Source organism: Leclercia sp. LTM14 (assembly GCF_023736175.1).
Lineage (GTDB): Bacteria > Pseudomonadota > Gammaproteobacteria > Enterobacterales > Enterobacteriaceae > Enterobacter > Enterobacter barmai.
The window spans coordinates 379,941-395,712 of the sequence record NZ_JAIKTT010000001.1 but is presented as its reverse complement, the minus strand read 5'-3'; the positions used below and the strand labels follow the sequence as shown (position 1 = coordinate 395,712).

Annotated in this window: 20 protein-coding genes and 1 pseudogene; 3 read left to right on the top strand and 18 right to left on the bottom strand. The window is 56.9% G+C overall.

Going from position 1 to position 15,772, the window contains the following annotated elements; genetic code table 11:
- Nucleotides 1-200: 200 nt before the first annotated feature.
- Entirely contained in the window at nt 201-428 is a 228-nt protein-coding gene (yodD, locus tag K5I40_RS01935; RefSeq protein ID WP_039032546.1) for a YodD family peroxide/acid resistance protein, read from the bottom strand.
- 128 nt (nt 429-556) lie between these two features.
- Here yodD and dsrB point away from each other — a divergent pair, with 128 nt between their 5' ends.
- On the top strand, nt 557-745 hold the full coding sequence (gene dsrB, locus K5I40_RS01930) for a protein DsrB (protein ID WP_039032547.1): 189 nt from the start codon (nt 557-559) through the stop codon (nt 743-745).
- A gap of 92 nt (nt 746-837) precedes the next feature.
- On the opposite strand, the gene rcsA is transcribed toward dsrB, so the two are convergent.
- The 14 genes and pseudogenes from rcsA to fliF all read right to left on the bottom strand — a co-directional run bounded on the left by rcsA (nt 838) and on the right by fliF (nt 12,336).
- A complete protein-coding gene (gene rcsA / locus K5I40_RS01925) occupies nt 838-1,461 on the bottom strand; it encodes a transcriptional regulator RcsA (protein WP_039032548.1) in 624 nt (207 codons plus the stop codon).
- A gap of 303 nt (nt 1,462-1,764) precedes the next feature.
- A pseudogene (gene fliR / locus K5I40_RS01920) lies at nt 1,765-2,541 on the bottom strand (flagellar biosynthetic protein FliR); the annotation flags it as partial.
- Between the two features lie 2 nt (nt 2,542-2,543).
- A complete protein-coding gene (fliQ, locus tag K5I40_RS01915) occupies nt 2,544-2,813 on the bottom strand; it encodes a flagellar biosynthesis protein FliQ (protein WP_039032550.1) in 270 nt (89 codons plus the stop codon).
- Nucleotides 2,814-2,823: 10 nt separating this feature from the next.
- Nucleotides 2,824-3,561 (bottom strand): flagellar type III secretion system pore protein FliP, encoded by a 738-nt coding sequence (gene fliP / locus K5I40_RS01910; RefSeq protein WP_039032551.1) that lies wholly within the window; start codon nt 3,559-3,561, stop codon nt 2,824-2,826.
- Complete coding sequence (gene fliO, locus K5I40_RS01905) at nt 3,561-3,935, bottom strand: flagellar biosynthetic protein FliO (protein ID WP_039032552.1); 375 nt, start codon at nt 3,933-3,935, stop codon at nt 3,561-3,563. The genes fliP and fliO overlap by 1 nt, the downstream gene beginning before the upstream one ends.
- A gap of 2 nt (nt 3,936-3,937) precedes the next feature.
- Nucleotides 3,938-4,351, bottom strand: coding sequence for a flagellar motor switch protein FliN (gene fliN, locus K5I40_RS01900; protein ID WP_039032553.1), 414 nt, complete (start codon nt 4,349-4,351; stop codon nt 3,938-3,940).
- Nucleotides 4,348-5,352, bottom strand: a complete 1,005-nt coding sequence (gene fliM, locus K5I40_RS01895; protein ID WP_039032554.1) for a flagellar motor switch protein FliM — start codon at nt 5,350-5,352, stop codon at nt 4,348-4,350. Before fliM ends, fliN begins: the two co-directional genes overlap by 4 nt.
- Nucleotides 5,353-5,356: 4 nt before the next feature.
- Nucleotides 5,357-5,824: a flagellar basal body-associated protein FliL gene (gene fliL / locus K5I40_RS01890; RefSeq protein ID WP_039032555.1), complete on the bottom strand. Its 468-nt coding sequence runs from the start codon at nt 5,822-5,824 to the stop codon at nt 5,357-5,359.
- A 111-nt stretch (nt 5,825-5,935) separates the two neighbouring features.
- Nucleotides 5,936-7,132 (bottom strand): flagellar hook length control protein FliK, encoded by a 1,197-nt coding sequence (gene fliK, locus K5I40_RS01885; protein ID WP_223073820.1) that lies wholly within the window; start codon nt 7,130-7,132, stop codon nt 5,936-5,938.
- Nucleotides 7,129-7,572, bottom strand: coding sequence for a flagellar export protein FliJ (gene fliJ, locus K5I40_RS01880; protein WP_039032557.1), 444 nt, complete (start codon nt 7,570-7,572; stop codon nt 7,129-7,131). The genes fliK and fliJ overlap by 4 nt, the downstream gene beginning before the upstream one ends.
- 20 nt (nt 7,573-7,592) lie before the next feature.
- Entirely contained in the window at nt 7,593-8,963 is a 1,371-nt protein-coding gene (gene fliI, locus K5I40_RS01875) for a flagellar protein export ATPase FliI (protein WP_223073821.1), read from the bottom strand.
- On the bottom strand, nt 8,963-9,670 hold the full coding sequence (fliH, locus tag K5I40_RS01870) for a flagellar assembly protein FliH (protein WP_039032559.1): 708 nt from the start codon (nt 9,668-9,670) through the stop codon (nt 8,963-8,965). The genes fliI and fliH overlap by 1 nt, the downstream gene beginning before the upstream one ends.
- Nucleotides 9,663-10,658 carry a flagellar motor switch protein FliG gene (fliG, locus tag K5I40_RS01865; protein ID WP_039032560.1) on the bottom strand — a complete coding sequence of 332 codons (996 nt, stop codon included), beginning with the start codon at nt 10,656-10,658 and terminating at the stop codon, nt 9,663-9,665. The genes fliH and fliG overlap by 8 nt, the downstream gene beginning before the upstream one ends.
- The gene (gene fliF, locus K5I40_RS01860) at nt 10,651-12,336 is read right to left on the bottom strand and encodes a flagellar basal-body MS-ring/collar protein FliF (protein WP_223073822.1); all 1,686 of its coding nucleotides are present in this window, start codon (nt 12,334-12,336) and stop codon (nt 10,651-10,653) included. Before fliF ends, fliG begins: the two co-directional genes overlap by 8 nt.
- A gap of 227 nt (nt 12,337-12,563) precedes the next feature.
- Between fliF and fliE the strand changes: the two genes are divergently transcribed.
- Together fliE and yedD are read left to right on the top strand one after the other, a co-directional pair.
- Complete coding sequence (fliE, locus tag K5I40_RS01855; RefSeq protein ID WP_039032562.1) at nt 12,564-12,878, top strand: flagellar hook-basal body complex protein FliE; 315 nt, start codon at nt 12,564-12,566, stop codon at nt 12,876-12,878.
- 68 nt (nt 12,879-12,946) lie between these two features.
- Entirely contained in the window at nt 12,947-13,360 is a 414-nt protein-coding gene (gene yedD, locus K5I40_RS01850) for a lipoprotein YedD (protein WP_039032563.1), read from the top strand.
- Between the two features lie 44 nt (nt 13,361-13,404).
- Here the strand turns inward: yedD and amyA are convergent, their stop codons facing one another.
- The 3 genes from amyA to fliS all read right to left on the bottom strand — a co-directional run bounded on the left by amyA (nt 13,405) and on the right by fliS (nt 15,764).
- Nucleotides 13,405-14,892 (bottom strand): alpha-amylase, encoded by a 1,488-nt coding sequence (gene amyA / locus K5I40_RS01845; protein ID WP_223073823.1) that lies wholly within the window; start codon nt 14,890-14,892, stop codon nt 13,405-13,407.
- Between the two features lie 102 nt (nt 14,893-14,994).
- Nucleotides 14,995-15,354, bottom strand: a complete 360-nt coding sequence (gene fliT / locus K5I40_RS01840; RefSeq protein ID WP_039032565.1) for a flagella biosynthesis regulatory protein FliT — start codon at nt 15,352-15,354, stop codon at nt 14,995-14,997.
- Nucleotides 15,354-15,764, bottom strand: coding sequence for a flagellar export chaperone FliS (gene fliS, locus K5I40_RS01835; protein WP_039032566.1), 411 nt, complete (start codon nt 15,762-15,764; stop codon nt 15,354-15,356). Before fliS ends, fliT begins: the two co-directional genes overlap by 1 nt.
- Between the last annotated feature and the right edge of the window lie 8 nt (nt 15,765-15,772).

Genomic DNA, 15,772 nt, shown 5'->3' with positions numbered 1-15,772 from the left:
CCCCACGCGTGTTGTGGAACCATAACTAATATTTTAATTTCGCGCGGTAACTATAAATGTGAAGAATATTTCCTTGTCTTGCAAAAATTTTGCAGATAATGTTTACCCGACATCAGATTTCCTGGTGTAACGAATTTACAAGTGCTTCTTGCATAAGCAAGTTTGATCCCGGTCACCCCATGACCGGGATTTTTTTCGCCTCAGCGGTTCACTTCCGTTACGCTAAAATCATGAATATCCAGCTCGAAGGCCTCCGCCAGCTCGCGCCAGGTATGGTAATCCCTGTCGTTCACTCTGACCCGGGTAGGGTCATCCTCGATCCGCTTGACCTCGCTCTCGCTAATTTCATTGATTGCGGCGAGCAGGGCGTCAACGTCAACATTCACTTCCCGTTTTGCAGTCTCGCTGTACTCTTTTGCGGTCTTCATTCCTCACTCCTCATTTAACCGAACTCATCTGTAAGTATAGACCGCCGATAAAAGCGGCAATCGCGCGGCAACACGCTGCCAGTTTTCACGTTTTGTTCTACACTGGCTCAAAACCAGAGGAGGATTTTATGAACGTCAACGATCGGGTCACAGTTAAAACCGATGGCGGGCCGCGTCGCCCGGGTGTTGTACTGGCGGTTGAACAGTTTAATGAAGGCACGATGTATCTGGTCTCGCTGGAAGATTACCCGCTCGGGATCTGGTTCTTTAACGAGCTGGGCCACCCTGACGGTATCTTCGTTGAGAGCCAGGAGTAGCGTGGATGTCGGGTGGCGCGGGCTGGCCCGACCGGAATGAAAAATCTCTGGCATAGCCAGAGATCGGATTGCGTGTAAGAAAGGAGAAGGGGTTATCGCAGGTTAACGTAAATTCCGTTGGTCACATTATCTGTCAGACGAACGACATGATAGATCACTTGCTTATTATGCGTTTTTATCTTCCTTTTAATATTTCCCTTATGTGACGATACGGTTTTCGCCTTGATATTCATCTGGTCGGAAATCTGAATCGTTCCCTGTCCAGCCATCCACATTCGCAGCATGCTGGATTCAGTTCGGCTTAATGATAAAGTCGGAAAATTAAATTCCGCTACACTCTTTATCTCTTTGCTTAAATAATCCCCCACCAGTTCATCCAGTGATTCTGGTTTAATAGATTTTGAACTAATCAGAAGATTCTGACGAACCCGCAAATATTCATCGAAATGGATATTGGCTATCGCCATAAAAACAATAAACAGTGTGCCGGGATGTTGATTAATGATGTGCTTTATTTGCTGACTGTTGGCGGGGTCGTGAATGAAACAGTCCTCATTAATAAACACCACACCTGGCGTAAAGGCCTCGCATGCGGCGGCAAGTTCGTCAACGGTATGTACATCGTTGATGTCCTTTTTCTTTACCCCTCTGCTGGCCAGATACCCGGTTAACCCTAGCCGGGTGTAACTGCATAAATCCATAATGATCGTTGACATGGCATACCCTCACTCAATGCATAACGATAATTAACCACCTGCCTGAGAGCTCTATAACAGCCAAACGGGATGGAAAAAATAAATTACCTGTGAGCATTACAAGGACTTTCAGGCGAACTCACTATCCCGTAAAGTTACGTATAATTTGCCAGGAAACATCTTAAAGTAAAGTAAATGTTGAATTATGTGAGTAGCATTAAAACATTCAACCCGCATCAGATATATCCTGGCAGATGTTTCGCGTTCTTTATTTTAGGAATATCCTCAAAGAAACAATATAAAACACAGGGGTTATTATTTCGTCGGAAGTTCGCGCACGATATCGGCCAGCAAATTAAATACTTCACTGAATAAATGTTCGCAGAAAGGTGCAATAAGCGGCATGAGGAGGGAGATAAGCAGAATACCGATGGTCAGGGTAATCGGGAAACCAATGACAAACACCGAGAGCTGCGGCGCCATACGGTTCAGTAAGCCCAGCGACAGGTTGACTGCCAGCAGCAGGGTAATGAGCGGCAGCGCCAGCATCAGTCCGTTGAGGAAAATCAGCCCGGCCGCGCTGACCAGCGCCATGAAAGCGTTGCTGTTAACCGGATTGCCGCCAATGGGCAGCGTGTGGAAGGTATCCACCAGCATTGAAATCAGCCACAGATGGCCGTCAAAGGCCATAAACAGCAGCATCGCCAGCAGGTCGATGATACGGGCGAGGATGGGCATGTTCAGCCGGCTGCCCGGGTCAAAGAAGGTGGCGAACGACAGACCCATCTGCAGGCCAATCAGCTCCCCGGCCGTACGCACGGCGGCAAACGCGAACTGCATCGTAAAGCCGATGGCGACGCCAATCAGGATCTGCTGCAACCCCACCCACAGCGCCGGAGCGGAAAAAATGGGCACGTTTACCGGCGGCAGCGTCGGGGCGACAATAATAGTGATCAGGATTGCCAGACCGACCTTCACCCGCTTGGGAATGGCCCGCTCGCTCAGGATCGGCGCGGTAGAGATCAGCGCCAGAATGCGCAGCAGCGGCCAGAAGTAGAGGCCGAGCCACTCAAGCCATTGAACGCTGGTAACTTGCAGCATGACTAGCCGATGATGTAGGGCAGGTTGGTGAACAGATTGCGCATGTAATCCAGCAGCAGGTTCAGCATCCAGGGCCCGGCGATAATGATCGCCACAAACACGGCGATGATTTTCGGGATAAACGACAGCGTCATCTCGTTAATCTGCGTGGCGGCCTGCAGGATACTGATGACCAGACCGGTGACCAGCGCCACCAGCAGCAGGGGAGCGGCAACGGAAATGGCGACCTTCATCGCTTCCGTGCCCATCATCATGACCGATTCTGGCGTCATTGCGCGCTCCTCAACTGTAGAAACTTTGCGCCAGCGAACCCACCAGCAGCTGCCAGCCGTCCACCAGAACAAACAGCATCAGCTTGAAGGGCAGGGCGATGGTGGCCGGTGGCACCATCATCATCCCGAGCGCCATCAGGACGCTGGCAATCACCAGGTCGATAATCAAAAACGGAATGAAGATCGTAAAGCCAATCTGGAATGCGGTTTTCAGCTCGCTGGTGACGTAGGCGGGCAGCAGAATGCGCATCGGCACCGCTTCCGGCCCCTGAATCGGCCCGGCGTTAGCCAGACGGGCAAACAGCGCCAGGTCGGCTTCACGGGTCTGACGCAGCATAAATTCACGCAGCGGCTGCGCCCCTTTTTCCAGCGCCTCCTGCATCGAGATCTTCTCTTCGCTAAACGGCTGATAGGCGTCGACATAAATCTTGTCGATCACCGGGGACATAATAAAAAAGGTCAAAAACAGCGACAGACCGAGCAGCACCTGGTTAGGCGGCGCGGAGGGCGTACCCAGCGCGTTTCGCAGCAGGCCGAAGACGATGATGATACGGGTGAAGCTGGTCATCATCAGCAGGATTGCCGGGATAAAGGTCAGGGAGGTGATAAACACCAGCGTCTGCACCGGCAGAGACCAGCTCTGGCCACCGTTGGCCATCGGCGTGGAGATAAGGCCTGGCAGCTGGGCATACACGGCGGGAGCAAACAGGCCAAGGCCTGCCAGCGTAAGGGACAACAAACGGCGCATCACGATCTCCCGGAACGCTTAAGCAAACTCTTCATCACGGACTGAAAATCCGGTTGAACCTCTGCGCGACTCTCCTCAGAGACCGGCGCAGGCGGCAATGTATGCAGAATAGTAATTTGTGAGGCGGTGACACCCAGCACCAGCCGGGCGTCTTCCACTTCCACGATCACCACCCGCTCACGCGGGCCCAGCGAGGTGCTGGCAGCGAGCTTCAACCCGCGGGCTCCGGCGGTTTTGCCCGCCAGACCCACGCGTTTTGCAAGCCACGCGACAATCAGAATAAAGGCAATGATCCCCAGCAGCGCGCCGCTAACCTGAAGCAGCGGCGAGCCTGGAACGGCAGAGGGTTGTGAGACGATTGCCTGGGTTTTCATACTTAACGGCTCAGACGACGCATACGTTCAGACGGGGTGATGATGTCGGTGATGCGCACGCCGTACTTGTCGGCGACAACCACTACTTCACCCTGGGCAATCAGGTAGCCGTTGATCAGAATATCCAGCGGCTCACCGGCCAGACCGTCCAGCGCCACCACTGAACCCTGCGTCAGGCGCAGCAGCTCTTTGATGGTCATCCGGGTACGGCCCAGCTCCACGGTCAGCTTGACCGGGATATCCATGATCAGATCGATATCCTGCAGCGTACCGCTGACGTCACCGCCGCCCAACTGCTGGAATACCGCATCGGCAACGCTTTTGCTGGCCGGTGCCTGTTGTTCGTTTAACGCCTCAGCCCACAGATCGTCCAGTGCTCCGGTGTTGTCATCGGACGGATTGTTCATATCACTCATTTGGGCTGTTCCTCATTCAGAGAATTCAAAATCGGGTTGATCAGGTGCTCAACGCGTAACGCGTACTGATTGTTAACGGTGCCATACTGGCTGGTCAGCACGGGCACGCCATCCACATGCGCAATGATGCGGTCGGGTTTTTCTATCGGCAGAACATCGCCGGGTTTTAATTTTAAAATTTGCGACAAACGCAGCGGCACGTCGGCAAAGTTCGCCACCAGCTCCAGCTGGGAGTGCTGAACCTGGCGAACCAGGTTCTCACGCCAGTTCTGATCTTCATGGCGGGAGTTTTCCAGCGGCGGGTTCACCAGCACTTCGCGCAGCGGCTCAATCATGCTGAACGGCAGGCAGATGTTGAACTCACCGGTCAGGTTGCCGATCTCCACGTGGAACGGGGTGTTGACCACGATGTCGTTTGGCGAGGTGGTGATGTTGGTGAACTTCACCTGCATCTCGGAACGCACATACTCCACGTCCAGCGGGTGGATCGCCTTCCATGCGTCGCTGTAGCCCTCAAGGGCCAGCTTCAGCATGCGGTTGATGACGCGCTGTTCGGTGTGGGTGAACTCGCGCCCTTCCACTTTGGTCGGGAAACGTCCGTCGCCGCCAAACAGGTTATCCACGGCGATAAACACCAGGCTTGGCGAGAAGACGAACAGGCCCGTGCCGCGCAGCGGCTTCAGGTGGATCAGGTTGAGGTTCGTTGGCACCGGCAGGTTACGCGCGAACTCATGATACGGCTGAATGCGGATCGCGCCGACGGTGATATCCGGGCTACGGCGCAGCAGGTTAAACAGCCCCATACGGAACTGACGCGCGAAACGTTCGTTAATGATCTCCAGCGCCTGCAGACGCTCGCGCACCACGCGACGCTGGGTATTAGGATCGTAGGGGCGAATGTCGCTTTCGCCCGCCTGGCCCGCTTTTGGTTCGTCGGCCTTATCGCTGTCGCCGTTGAGCAGCGCATCGATTTCCGCCTGAGAAAGAATACTGTCGCCCATGTCGTTACCGCAGAATGAAAGCTGTATACAGAACGTCGGTGACTTCCTGCTTAGGTTGACCGCTGATCAGAGGCGCGGCCAGCGTTTGCTTGATGGCTTCTACCAGCTTCTGTTTACCTTCATCGGTAGAGAGCTGGGCAGGATCCTGACGGGAAAACAGCAGCAGCAGACGGCTGCGCACTTCCGGCAGGTACTCACTCAGACGCGCGCGGGTGGCTTCGTCTTTCAGGCGCAGCGTAACGCCCACGTAAAACACGTGATCGGCGTCGCCCAGGTTAACGGTGAACGTATCCAGCGCGAAAAAGACCGGTGCAGCCGGTGGTGGTGGCTCTACTTTGGCTTCGGCTGAAGGGGCTTTATTCATACGCCAGTAGCTGTAACCTGCGGTGGCGCAGGCGGCGAGCGTAATTAACACCAGCAGCGGGATCCAGATGGAACGCTTACTTTTTTTGGTGATGGCGGAGTCAGTCATCTGTTGCGTGCTTCCTGTTTCGGAACTGCTAATGTGGTGATTATCCCGTGTCCCGTCGCCGTCAAAGGGTCGAAAAGACGGGGATAATCACGCTACCTCTGGCGTTTAGGTTTAGGCGAAGATATCGACAGCGCTGTTTCCACGCGCGGTAGACTGCAGGGAGGCAGGTACCGCCAGCAGCTCATCGTTCTCTTCATCAAATCCGCCGGCATTGCCGGAGCGGGATGCCTGCTGATGATGCTGAGAAGAGGCCTGCTGTTGACCGTTAAAGTTTTCACTGCTGATGCTGCTTTGGGTCAGCTGAATGCCGTTCTCCGCCAGTTGGGTGCGCAGAACCGGCAGCGCCGCTTCCAGCGCCGCGCGAACGTGGCTATGGCCTGACACCATCTGCAGCTGCGCCTGATTATCATCCAGCTTGAGGGTGATCTGCACCTGGCCAAGATCTTCCGGATGCAGACGCAGTTCGGCGCTCTGCTGGCCCTGACGGGTAAACAGCGTGATGTGCTGGCTGATGGTCTGCTGCCACTCGTTGCTGCCCAGCTGGGCGCTGACCACCGGTGCGGCGGCAAAGGTCCCCTGGACGGAGGTATGAGTACTGACAATCGGCCCCATCGTGGCGGTTGGCCCGGTCGGGGACGGAGTGCTCTCTGCCGCCTGTTTGTTGATGGTCGCGGCGACGGCTGGCGTCAGTTGGTTGTCGGCAACCAACGCATCTTTATCCTGAGCGACGGTTTTCGTGCTGCCCAGGGCATTGGTATCCAGGGCTGGCTGGCGTCCGCGCTCGCTGGTGGCTGCCGCCTTCACGTCAAGACTGGTGGCGCTGACCGGCTGAGGGGCCGCAGCGGTTGCGGTCTGCTGGTGGGGCAGCATTGCCATTAAGGCGCTTAAGCCCGCCAGCTCCTCTTCGCTGAGCTCGGTTTTACTGTCCGCCTCTTTCGCCGCCTGGGTCAGGCTCTTCAGCACGTCGCTTTTGGCTGCGGGCAGCAGGCCCTGCGTCAGCCCCGGCGGGGTGGCTTTTTCGTCGGTGAACGTCAGGTCCTGACGCGCCAGCAGTTCGGCCAGCTTACCGGCATCGGCGTCAACGTCGGCGTCAGCCGCACCGGCCTGCAGTGCCGCTTTCGCGAGCTTGCCGCCCGATGCCTGCAGATCGCTCAGCGTCAGGCCAGCTTCTTTGCCCTGGCCTTTTGCATCGCTTAACGCGCCCGCCAGCAGGGCAAGAAAATCCTGCGCGCCATCGGCCGCTTTTCCGCCCCGGACGCCAGCAGTAAGTTCGCTGTCGGTCGAGAGCAGTTGTTGAAGGGTGATCATTCCGGGGTCCTCATTGTTGCCCGCTGGGCAAATTCATCCATTTTTTTCTGATCGAGACGGTTTTCCGCCAGCATAGCGGCGGCAAGCTGGCGATCCTGCAGCGTCTGCCAGGCCTGTAGACGCTGTTTCTTTTCGCGCCAGACGTTCAACGCCCGGTCAACCTTTTCGGTCCACTGAAGTACCTGCTGGCGATGCTGTTCGATCGCTTTTTCCAGCGTCTGAATGAACTGTTGGTAGTTGATCCAGCGCTGGCTGCCGATGCCCTGCGTCATATCGGTATTGAGGTTATTGCGATACTCATGCTGGTAGTCGATCAACATCTTCAGCTGCTCTTCCGCCTGCTGGTAACCGCGGCGCATCGCGCCCAGCTGCTGTGCGGCAGTATCAACGTCTTTTTCGGCCAGATCTTTCAGCGTGGTTAATGCGCCGTGTTGTGCCATGACATTCGCCCTCTACCTGGTTACGCCTGCGGGAAGATCATCTCCAGAGCCTGGATTGAGCTTTCCCAGTCGGCTTTTTCAAAAATACCCTGCTGCAGATACGCCTCCAGGTGCGGCCACAGGGCAATCGCCTTGTCGAGCATCGGGTCGCTGCCTTTGGCATAGGCCCCGACGCTGACCAGATCGCGGTTGCGCTGGAAGCTGGAGAGCAGCTGCTTGAAGTTACGCACCCGGGCGTAATGCTTCTCGGAGATCAGAGCCGTCATCGCACGGCTGATCGAGGCTTCAATATCAATCGCCGGGTAGTGGCCCGCTTCGGCCAGGCGGCGCGACAGAACGATATGGCCGTCGAGGATCGCACGCGCCGAGTCGGCAATCGGATCCTGCTGGTCATCGCCTTCGGTCAGAACCGTGTAAAACGCGGTAATCGAGCCCCCGCCGCTGATGCCGTTACCCGCGCGCTCGACCAGCGCCGGTAATTTGGCAAACACCGACGGCGGATAACCTTTGGTGGCCGGCGGTTCGCCGATCGCCAGGGCGATCTCACGCTGGGCCATCGCATAACGAGTCAGGGAGTCCATGATCAGCAGCACGTGCTGACCCCGGTCGCGGAAATCTTCGGCGATGCGGGTGGCATAGGCGGCGCCCTGCATACGCAGCAGGGGAGAGACGTCCGCCGGGGCGGCAATCACTACCGAGCGGGCACGCCCATCGGGCCCGAGGATGTTCTCGATAAAATCTTTCACTTCACGGCCACGCTCGCCAATCAGCCCAACCACGATAACGTCGGCCTGGGTATAGCGAGCCATCATCCCGAGCAGCACCGATTTCCCGACGCCGGAACCGGCAAACAGGCCCATACGCTGGCCGCGACCGACGGTCAGCAGGGCGTTGATCGGGCGCACGCCGGTATCCAGCACATGCTCGATCGGCGTTCGTTGTAACGGGTTGAAGGGCTGGGTTACCAGCGCGCCGGTTTCGGTGGTATCGGGCGCGGGCAGGCCGTCCAGCGGTTTACCGCCGCCGTCCAGCACGCGTCCGAGCAGCGCCGGGCCGAGCGGCAGTTGTTTGCCGCTGTGCAGTCCGTCGCCGGATAAATTTTTGGCATACACCCGCGCGCCGGGCAGAACCCCTTCGACCTCTTCCAGCGGCATCAGGAACAGGCGCTGGCCGTTAAAGCCGACCACTTCACTCTCGACTTCGCGGATCTCATTCCCGTCTGGCCGCTCAATAATGCAGGTGGCCCCCAACGGCAGCTGAAGGCCCGTGGCTTCCAGCACCAGGCCGGTGGCGCGGGTTAAGCGGCCATAGCGACGCACGGCGGGCAGCTGCGCCATCTTCGTTTCAAAGTTGTCGAGGGTGTTGAGCCAGCGGGTGAGGCGTGCGGTCATCAGATGACTCCCGGTGCCGCCAGGCGGCACAGTTCCTGCCAGCGGGTGGCTACGCTGGCATCCAGATCCCCTTCATCGGCGGAGACTTTACATCCGCCGTGATGCAGGGTCGGATCGCCGCGCAGACGCCAGCCGTGCAGGCTCAGGGTCGCGCCGAGCATCTCTTCCACGCGCTGAAGATCGTCCGGGTGAACGCGCAGCTGCGGTTTGCCGCTGAACAGCGGCTCCTGTTGCAACAGCCCCTGAATCTGTTTGATGAGCGACGAATTATCTACCGGCGGCGTGTGGCCGATCACCTGGCGTGCCGCCTCCAGCGCCATCTGCATCAGACGCGAGGCGATAACGCTGTCCAGCGCATCAAGCGTGTTCTGGAACTCGCTCACCAGCTGCTGCATGCGGGCATGGATCGGCGCCTGCTGCGAGCGCGCCTGCTCTAACCCCTGCGCCAGGCCCTGAGCCAGACCTTCCTGATAGCCCTGATCCTGACCTTTCTGCCGGCCTTCGTTCAGCCCGGCAGCATAGCCCTGATCGTGCGCCTGCATCTGGATCTGTGCCAGCTGCTGCGCGCGCTGCTCCTCTTCGCTTAATTCGGGCGCGTCGTCGTCCTCGCCGGGTTCGGCAGGGGCGACGCTCGCGGGCACAAATTCCGCGCGGGGAGGGGAGAGGTCATCCGGCGTCCAGACCTTCCACGGCAGTTCATCAGACATAGGTATCCTCGCCGCTGCCTACCACCATCTCGCCGGTTTCGGCCAGACGACGCACAATAAGCAGGATTGCTTTCTGTTCGTTTTCCACCTGAGACAGACGCACCGGACCACGGTTGGCAAGGTCGTCGCGCAGGATATCCGCCGCACGCTGGGACATATTGCGCAGGAACTTCTCGCGCAGCGGCTGTTCGGCACCTTTGAGGGCGATAAGCAGCGATTCGGAGTCCACTTCCTGCAGCAGGCGCTGGATACTGCGGTCGTCCACGTCGACCAGGTTTTCGAACAGGAACATCTCGTCGATAATTTTCTGTGCCAGTTCGCCGTCGAACTCGCGTACTGCGGTAATAACCGCCTCTTCCTGCTGCGTTTTCATCAGGTTGATAATTTCGGCCGCCGTTCTCACGCCGCCCATTTTGCTGCGCTTGAGGTTCTGGCCGTCGAGCAGGCCGTTCAGCACCTCGGTCAGCTCCGCCAGCGCCGCCGGCTGGACGCCGCCGAAGGTGGCGATACGCAGCATCACATCGTGACGCAGGCGTTCGTCGAACAGCGCCAGAATATCGGCCGCCTGACCCCGCTTGAGGTGAACCAGGATGGTGGCGATGATCTGCGGATGCTCGTCGCGAATAAGATCGGCAGCAGTTTGCGGCTCCATAAAGTTGAGCGTTTCGATGCCGCTGGCGGTGTCGCGGGTCTCGAGAATATCTTCCAGCAGGCTGGCCGCGCGCTCTTCGCCGAGCGCTTTGACCAGCACCGAACGCAGGTATTCGTTGGCGTTGACGTTGAGCGCCGCGAACTGTTCCGCTTCCTGCTCAAACTCTGCCAGCACCTCGGTCAGCTGTTTGTTGGAGATCTGGCGCACGTTGGCCATCGCCGCGCTGAGAACCTGCACTTCGCGCTGGGAGAGGTGTTTGAACACCTCTGCCGCCCGGTCCTCGCCAATGGTCATCAGCAGGATGACGCTTTTATCCGTTCCGGTAAGGTTACTCATTTTCTGTACTCATCCACTGGCGAATGACCAGCGCCACGACGCGCGGATCGTTATCTGACATTTCGCGAATACGCTGGCTCATCACTTCAGCGCCCATGCGCTGGTTAGCACGGCGCTGCTGCATCTGTTCGTCTTTGCTGAGGCGGACTTCCACCGCTTCTTCTGTTTCCTGACGCAGCATGGTCTGCTCTTTCAGCGCTTTCGCTTCCTCTGCGCGACGGACGATCTGCGGACGTACCGCTTTACGCCACAGCAGCCAGGCGACAATCACCACCAGCAGCCAGCGACCGGCTTCCAGCATCTGCTCGATAAACGACTGGGTTTTCCAGAACGGCAGCTCGCCGCTGGTATCGTCAACCGCGCTGAACGGTGAGTTCACGACGTTTAAGGTATCGCCACGCTTCTCGGAGTAACCCATGGCTTCACGGGTCAGGTTTTCGATCTGTTTCATCTGCTCGGCGGTCAGCGGCAGCGGCTTACCGTCCGGCAGGGTTTTGTAGTTAACGACCACCGCCACGGAGAGACGCTGCACATCACCGGTGTTCATTTTGGTGTGGCGAATGGTGCGATCGACTTCGTAGTTAGTGGTTTCGTTGCGGCTGCTGGTGCGCGGGCCGGAATTCGCGGCCGACGCCGTTTGCTGCTGCTGTTGGTTCGCCTGTTGGCCGTTCTGCTGGTTCTGTGCCGGGGCGTTAATGGGCGCGGTGTTGGCCGGGGCAGGCTGGTTGGAGAGCGCGCCCGGCACGCCGCCAGGATTTGGCCCGCCGACCTGCAGGTTTTCATTCACCTGACGCGAGCGCATGACCGCCTGGGCGGCATCGCCGTTCGGACGATATTGCTCTTCGGTCTGCTCTTTATCGGAGAAATCGATCTGCGCGGTGACCTGGGCATGCACGTTAGCTGTCCCGACAATCGGGCCCAGAATCGCTTCGATGCGGCTCTGAACGCGATTTTCCACGTCAGTGGCATATTTCAGCTGCGCGTCATTCAGATCGCGATCGCCGTTATTGGATTTGGTTAACAGGCGGCCCATCTGATCCACCAGGGTCACGTTACCCGGCGGCAAACCCGCCACGGCGCTGGAGACCAGATGCACCACCGCGCTAATCTGCCCTTCATCCAGCGCGCGGCCAGGCTGCAGATTAACGGTGACGGAAGCCGACGGGGCTTTTTGTTCACGCACAAACAGCGTCGGTTTTGGCATGGCCAGGTGAACACGGGCGCTCTTCAGCGGGCCCAGCGTTTCGATGGTGCGGGCCAGTTCGCCTTCCAGCGCGCGCTGGTAGTTAACCTGCTCGCTGAACTGGCTGATACCGAATTTTTCCTGATCCAGCAGCTCAAAGCCTACCGCGCCGCCTTTCGGCAGCCCTTGCTGGGCAAGACGTAAGCGGAGTTCATGAACTTTATCGGCAGGGACTTCCAGCGCGCCGTCGTTATCCGCGAAGCGGTAAGGGACGTTCATCTGGGTTAACTGGGTGACGATAGCGCCGCCATCCTGGTCAGAGAGGTTGCTGAACAGGGTGCGGTAGTCAGGTTGTTTGGCCCATAAGACCATAGCGACCACAATAGCGATGGCGGCAGCACCTGCCACGATCAATGGCACTTTAGGGTTCGCGCGCAGGCGGCTCATCCATTCGAGAGATTTAGTTTGAGGGCCTGATGTTGCTGACGCAGTCATAGCGCACCTCGTGACTCATCGTGGATTTCATTATTGGTGTGGAGAAACAAAACAGACTCCCGGGTCGGCAAACACAACAAAAATTCCATAATCATGGCCGTGCCATTATTTGATGAATCGGGAATTTCTATGCGTCAAATAACCTGGTTTTTTATCGCTATTTAGCGCCTTTATCTCATTGACAGACTGCTACTCTTGAGCGCGTAAAAATCCATCAGGGGAAAGTCATGGCAATACAGGGGATTGAAGGCGTCATCAGCCAGCTTCAGGCAACGGCAATGACCGCCCGGAATCAGAACGTGGCTGACGTGCAGTCAACCGTCAGCTTCGCGGGCCAGCTGCATGCGGCGCTGGACCGGATCAGCGACACGCAAACCGCGGCGCGCGTGCAGGGCGAAAAATTCACTATGGGCGCGCCGGGCATCGGGCTGAACGATGTGATGACCGATTTACAAAAAGCGTCGGTGTCGATGCAGATGGGCATCCAGGTGCGTAACAAGCTGATGCAGGCGTACCAGGACGTGATGAGTATGCAGGTTTAGTCCTTCTGGTGCTGGCGACGCGACGGCTTTAATGCCACACTATTTTTTTCTCCGTACATGGAATCATGATGAAAAAAATAGCAATTATGGCGGGGCTGCTGGCGTTAACCGGCTGTGTGCAGGTCGATAAATATCAGGACGTGATCAAGCATCCGGTCCCGGCTGAACTGGCGGGTTACTGGCAGTCAAAAGGGCCGCAAAGCAGCCTGGTCAGCCCGGAAGCGATGGCGACGCTGGTGGTGACGCAAGAAGGGGATACCCTGGATTGCCGTCAGTGGCAGCGGGTAGTGGCCGTACCGGGGAAAATCATGCTGCGTTCTGACGATTTTTATAACGTCACCCGCAAGCTGGATATTTATCCGCTGGAGCGTGAAGGCTCGGCCATCGAGTATGACGGGATGATCCTGCAGCGCGTCGATCGTCCTACCGTCGAGTGCGCCGCTTACCTCAGTAAAAATCCGCTCGAAAGCAAACTGCCGTAACGATCTGCAGACCGGGCAGGCGCAGCGCCGCCCGGTTTTACAGCTTATAACACCTCTTCCATCACCCACACGCTGACGCTGCCACCGTTGCAGGTAAAGACGCCGGTGCCGGTTTCGTCAGTGGTCACGATCTCCTCCCGGTTGCCGAGAAAATCTTTCCAGCTCTTGTTGCCGTAGTTCTCCCCAAGCGCGATCGTTTTTTCGCCCTCATCGCCGTTAGAGAGCACCACCACGCAGCCGGGATCGTCGTCGGTGCCGCTGCGGCTGAAGGCGATACAGTTAGGGTGATCGAACCACAGGGTCTGGATGCCGTGTGCAAAGCGCTGACGGGCGAGGATCAACTGGTCGAGCTGCTCGATCACCGGCATGTCGATGTGGTACGTCTCGCCATCACCGCCGGTGTCGTCATAGCTTGCACCATACAGATCAGGGTAAAAGACGCTGGGAACGCCGTTTTCACGCAGCAAAATCAGGGCATAGGCCAGCGGCTTAAACCAGGCTTCGACCGGGGCTTCCAGCGCCTGTAGCGGCTGGGTGTCGTGGTTTGCAACCAGCGTCACCGCATGGAACGGATCGGCCTCCACCAGCGTGCCGGTGAAGATTTGGCTCATGTCGTAATCCCGACCCTGTCGCGAGGCTTCGTGAAACTTCATGTGCAGCGGGGCGTCGAAGAGCATGGTTTTGCCTTCAACCTGATCGATATACTGCTGCAGTTTATCGACATCATGCGACCAGTATTCCGCCACGATAAACAGCGGCTTCGGCGCGACCTCCTGCACATGTTCGATCCACTCTTTATAGAACCAGGCCGGAATATGTTTCACCGCATCCAGACGGAAGCCGTCGCACTGGGTCTGTTCCATCACCCAGCGCGCCCAGTATTTGATCTCCTCGGTCACCGCACGGTTACGAAAATCGATGTTTTCGCCCATCAGGTAGTCAAAATTCCCCATCTCGTTATTGACCTGATCGTTCCAGCCGTCGCCAGTGTAATCATTGACGATCTTAAAGACGCCATTTTCCTCAGGATTTTCGATATGGTCGATGCCGCTGAAGCATTTGTAATCCCAGATAAACTCTGAGTACTTTCCGGCGCGAACGGGGAAGGTGTAGCGGGTCCAGGCTTCGCATTCAATAATCTCGTCATCGATCTGATTGCGATCGTCGGCATTGACGCGCTGGACGCGGATGGACTCTTTCTCATCGGCGCCCATTTTGTGGTTCACCACCACGTCCAACAGCACTGCGATGTCGTTGCGTTTCAGCGCGTCGATAGCGGCCAGCAGCTGGTTTTTGTCACCGTATTTGGTGGGAATAGATCCTTTTTGATCGAACTCGCCGAGATCGAAAAGATCGTAGCAGTCGTAACCCACAGAGTAGCCGCCGGTAGCGCCTTTATAGGCCGGAGGCAGCCAGACCATGTTGATACCGATCTCGTTTAAGCCATCGGCACGCTCGGCCACTTCCGGCCAGAGTTTACTGCCTTCAGGGTAATACCAATGGAAGAACTGCAAGAGGGTGGGGTTTTTCATCTTCCGTGCTCCAGTTTAAGAACACAGAGAGTATGAGCGAGACGGAAGAAGTTAGCGGGTGAAATAGTGAAATATATTCACCCGCCTGTAATCAACCCCCGTTCAGATATCCGCGGGGAAAAGAATATTGCCAGAGAGACGTCCATAAGTTGCATTCAGATTATGTTGTCGGGAAGAGTGCCCAACCAAAGTTCTCAGCTCGTCCATACGCTGTTGCAGCAAGGCTTTAAGCTCAATTTCATTGTCGAGGATCTGACGCAGCATCGGGCGTATTTGCGCCTGTATGTGCGGCGCAATTTCATTCGCATCCTGAAACTGTGTTAGCTTTTCAACGGCGGTCAGATATTTCACTTCAAAAGTAATCAGCTCATCCCAGCGCCCTGATTTTGACAGGGCCAGCATCGAGGCGCTGGTGGTTAGCAGTTGCTGATAGTGTTGGAGCAATCCCAGATTGGCTTCCATTAGTAATTGTCCCGGATATGTTGAGAATTGGGGCCTATCTCTTTCCAGGCATCAGCGATGTTATTGAGTAACCCCGCCACTTCATTAATGGCATCAATGTCATTATGAATATTGGCCTGTAAAAGACGTCGGGTCATGTAGTCGTAGAGGCTGTCCAGATTGGTGGTTAACTCACCACCAACCTCATGATTCAGCCCTGACTGCAGACCATTACTGATAATATTGATGGCTTTGCCCAGCGCCTGCCCTTTACCGGGAATATCACCTTGCTCAATCAAAATAATGGCTTTTTTCATGGCGCTTAACGCGCCATCAAAAAGTAATACCACCAGTTGATGCGGGCTGGCACTCAGGACGGCACTCTCTACGCTAACCTGCGCATAGGCCTGAATTCCCGATTTTGTATACATCGTAAAAC

Excerpts from the sequence above, each read along its gene's own strand:
- fliH (WP_039032559.1), bottom strand. The coding sequence starts at position 9,670 with ATGTCTGATGAACTGCCGTGGAAGGTCTGGACGCCGGATGACCTCTCC.
- fliT (WP_039032565.1), bottom strand. The coding sequence starts at position 15,354 with ATGGAAGCCAATCTGGGATTGCTCCAACACTATCAGCAACTGCTAACC.
- fliG (WP_039032560.1), bottom strand. The coding sequence starts at position 10,658 with ATGAGTAACCTTACCGGAACGGATAAAAGCGTCATCCTGCTGATGACC.
- fliQ (WP_039032550.1), bottom strand. The coding sequence starts at position 2,813 with ATGACGCCAGAATCGGTCATGATGATGGGCACGGAAGCGATGAAGGTC.
- fliN (WP_039032553.1), bottom strand. The coding sequence starts at position 4,351 with ATGAGTGATATGAACAATCCGTCCGATGACAACACCGGAGCACTGGAC.
- yedD (WP_039032563.1), top strand. The coding sequence starts at position 12,947 with ATGAAAAAAATAGCAATTATGGCGGGGCTGCTGGCGTTAACCGGCTGT.
- fliI (WP_223073821.1), bottom strand. The coding sequence starts at position 8,963 with ATGACCGCACGCCTCACCCGCTGGCTCAACACCCTCGACAACTTTGAA.
- fliP (WP_039032551.1), bottom strand. The coding sequence starts at position 3,561 with ATGCGCCGTTTGTTGTCCCTTACGCTGGCAGGCCTTGGCCTGTTTGCT.
- fliL (WP_039032555.1), bottom strand. The coding sequence starts at position 5,824 with ATGACTGACTCCGCCATCACCAAAAAAAGTAAGCGTTCCATCTGGATC.
- fliK (WP_223073820.1), bottom strand. The coding sequence starts at position 7,132 with ATGATCACCCTTCAACAACTGCTCTCGACCGACAGCGAACTTACTGCT.
- fliS (WP_039032566.1), bottom strand. The coding sequence starts at position 15,764 with ATGTATACAAAATCGGGAATTCAGGCCTATGCGCAGGTTAGCGTAGAG.
- amyA (WP_223073823.1), bottom strand. The coding sequence starts at position 14,892 with ATGAAAAACCCCACCCTCTTGCAGTTCTTCCATTGGTATTACCCTGAA.
- fliE (WP_039032562.1), top strand. The coding sequence starts at position 12,564 with ATGGCAATACAGGGGATTGAAGGCGTCATCAGCCAGCTTCAGGCAACG.
- fliJ (WP_039032557.1), bottom strand. The coding sequence starts at position 7,572 with ATGGCACAACACGGCGCATTAACCACGCTGAAAGATCTGGCCGAAAAA.
- dsrB (WP_039032547.1), top strand. The coding sequence starts at position 557 with ATGAACGTCAACGATCGGGTCACAGTTAAAACCGATGGCGGGCCGCGT.
- rcsA (WP_039032548.1), bottom strand. The coding sequence starts at position 1,461 with ATGTCAACGATCATTATGGATTTATGCAGTTACACCCGGCTAGGGTTA.
- fliM (WP_039032554.1), bottom strand. The coding sequence starts at position 5,352 with ATGGGCGACAGTATTCTTTCTCAGGCGGAAATCGATGCGCTGCTCAAC.
- yodD (WP_039032546.1), bottom strand. The coding sequence starts at position 428 with ATGAAGACCGCAAAAGAGTACAGCGAGACTGCAAAACGGGAAGTGAAT.
- fliO (WP_039032552.1), bottom strand. The coding sequence starts at position 3,935 with ATGAAAACCCAGGCAATCGTCTCACAACCCTCTGCCGTTCCAGGCTCG.
- fliF (WP_223073822.1), bottom strand. The coding sequence starts at position 12,336 with ATGACTGCGTCAGCAACATCAGGCCCTCAAACTAAATCTCTCGAATGG.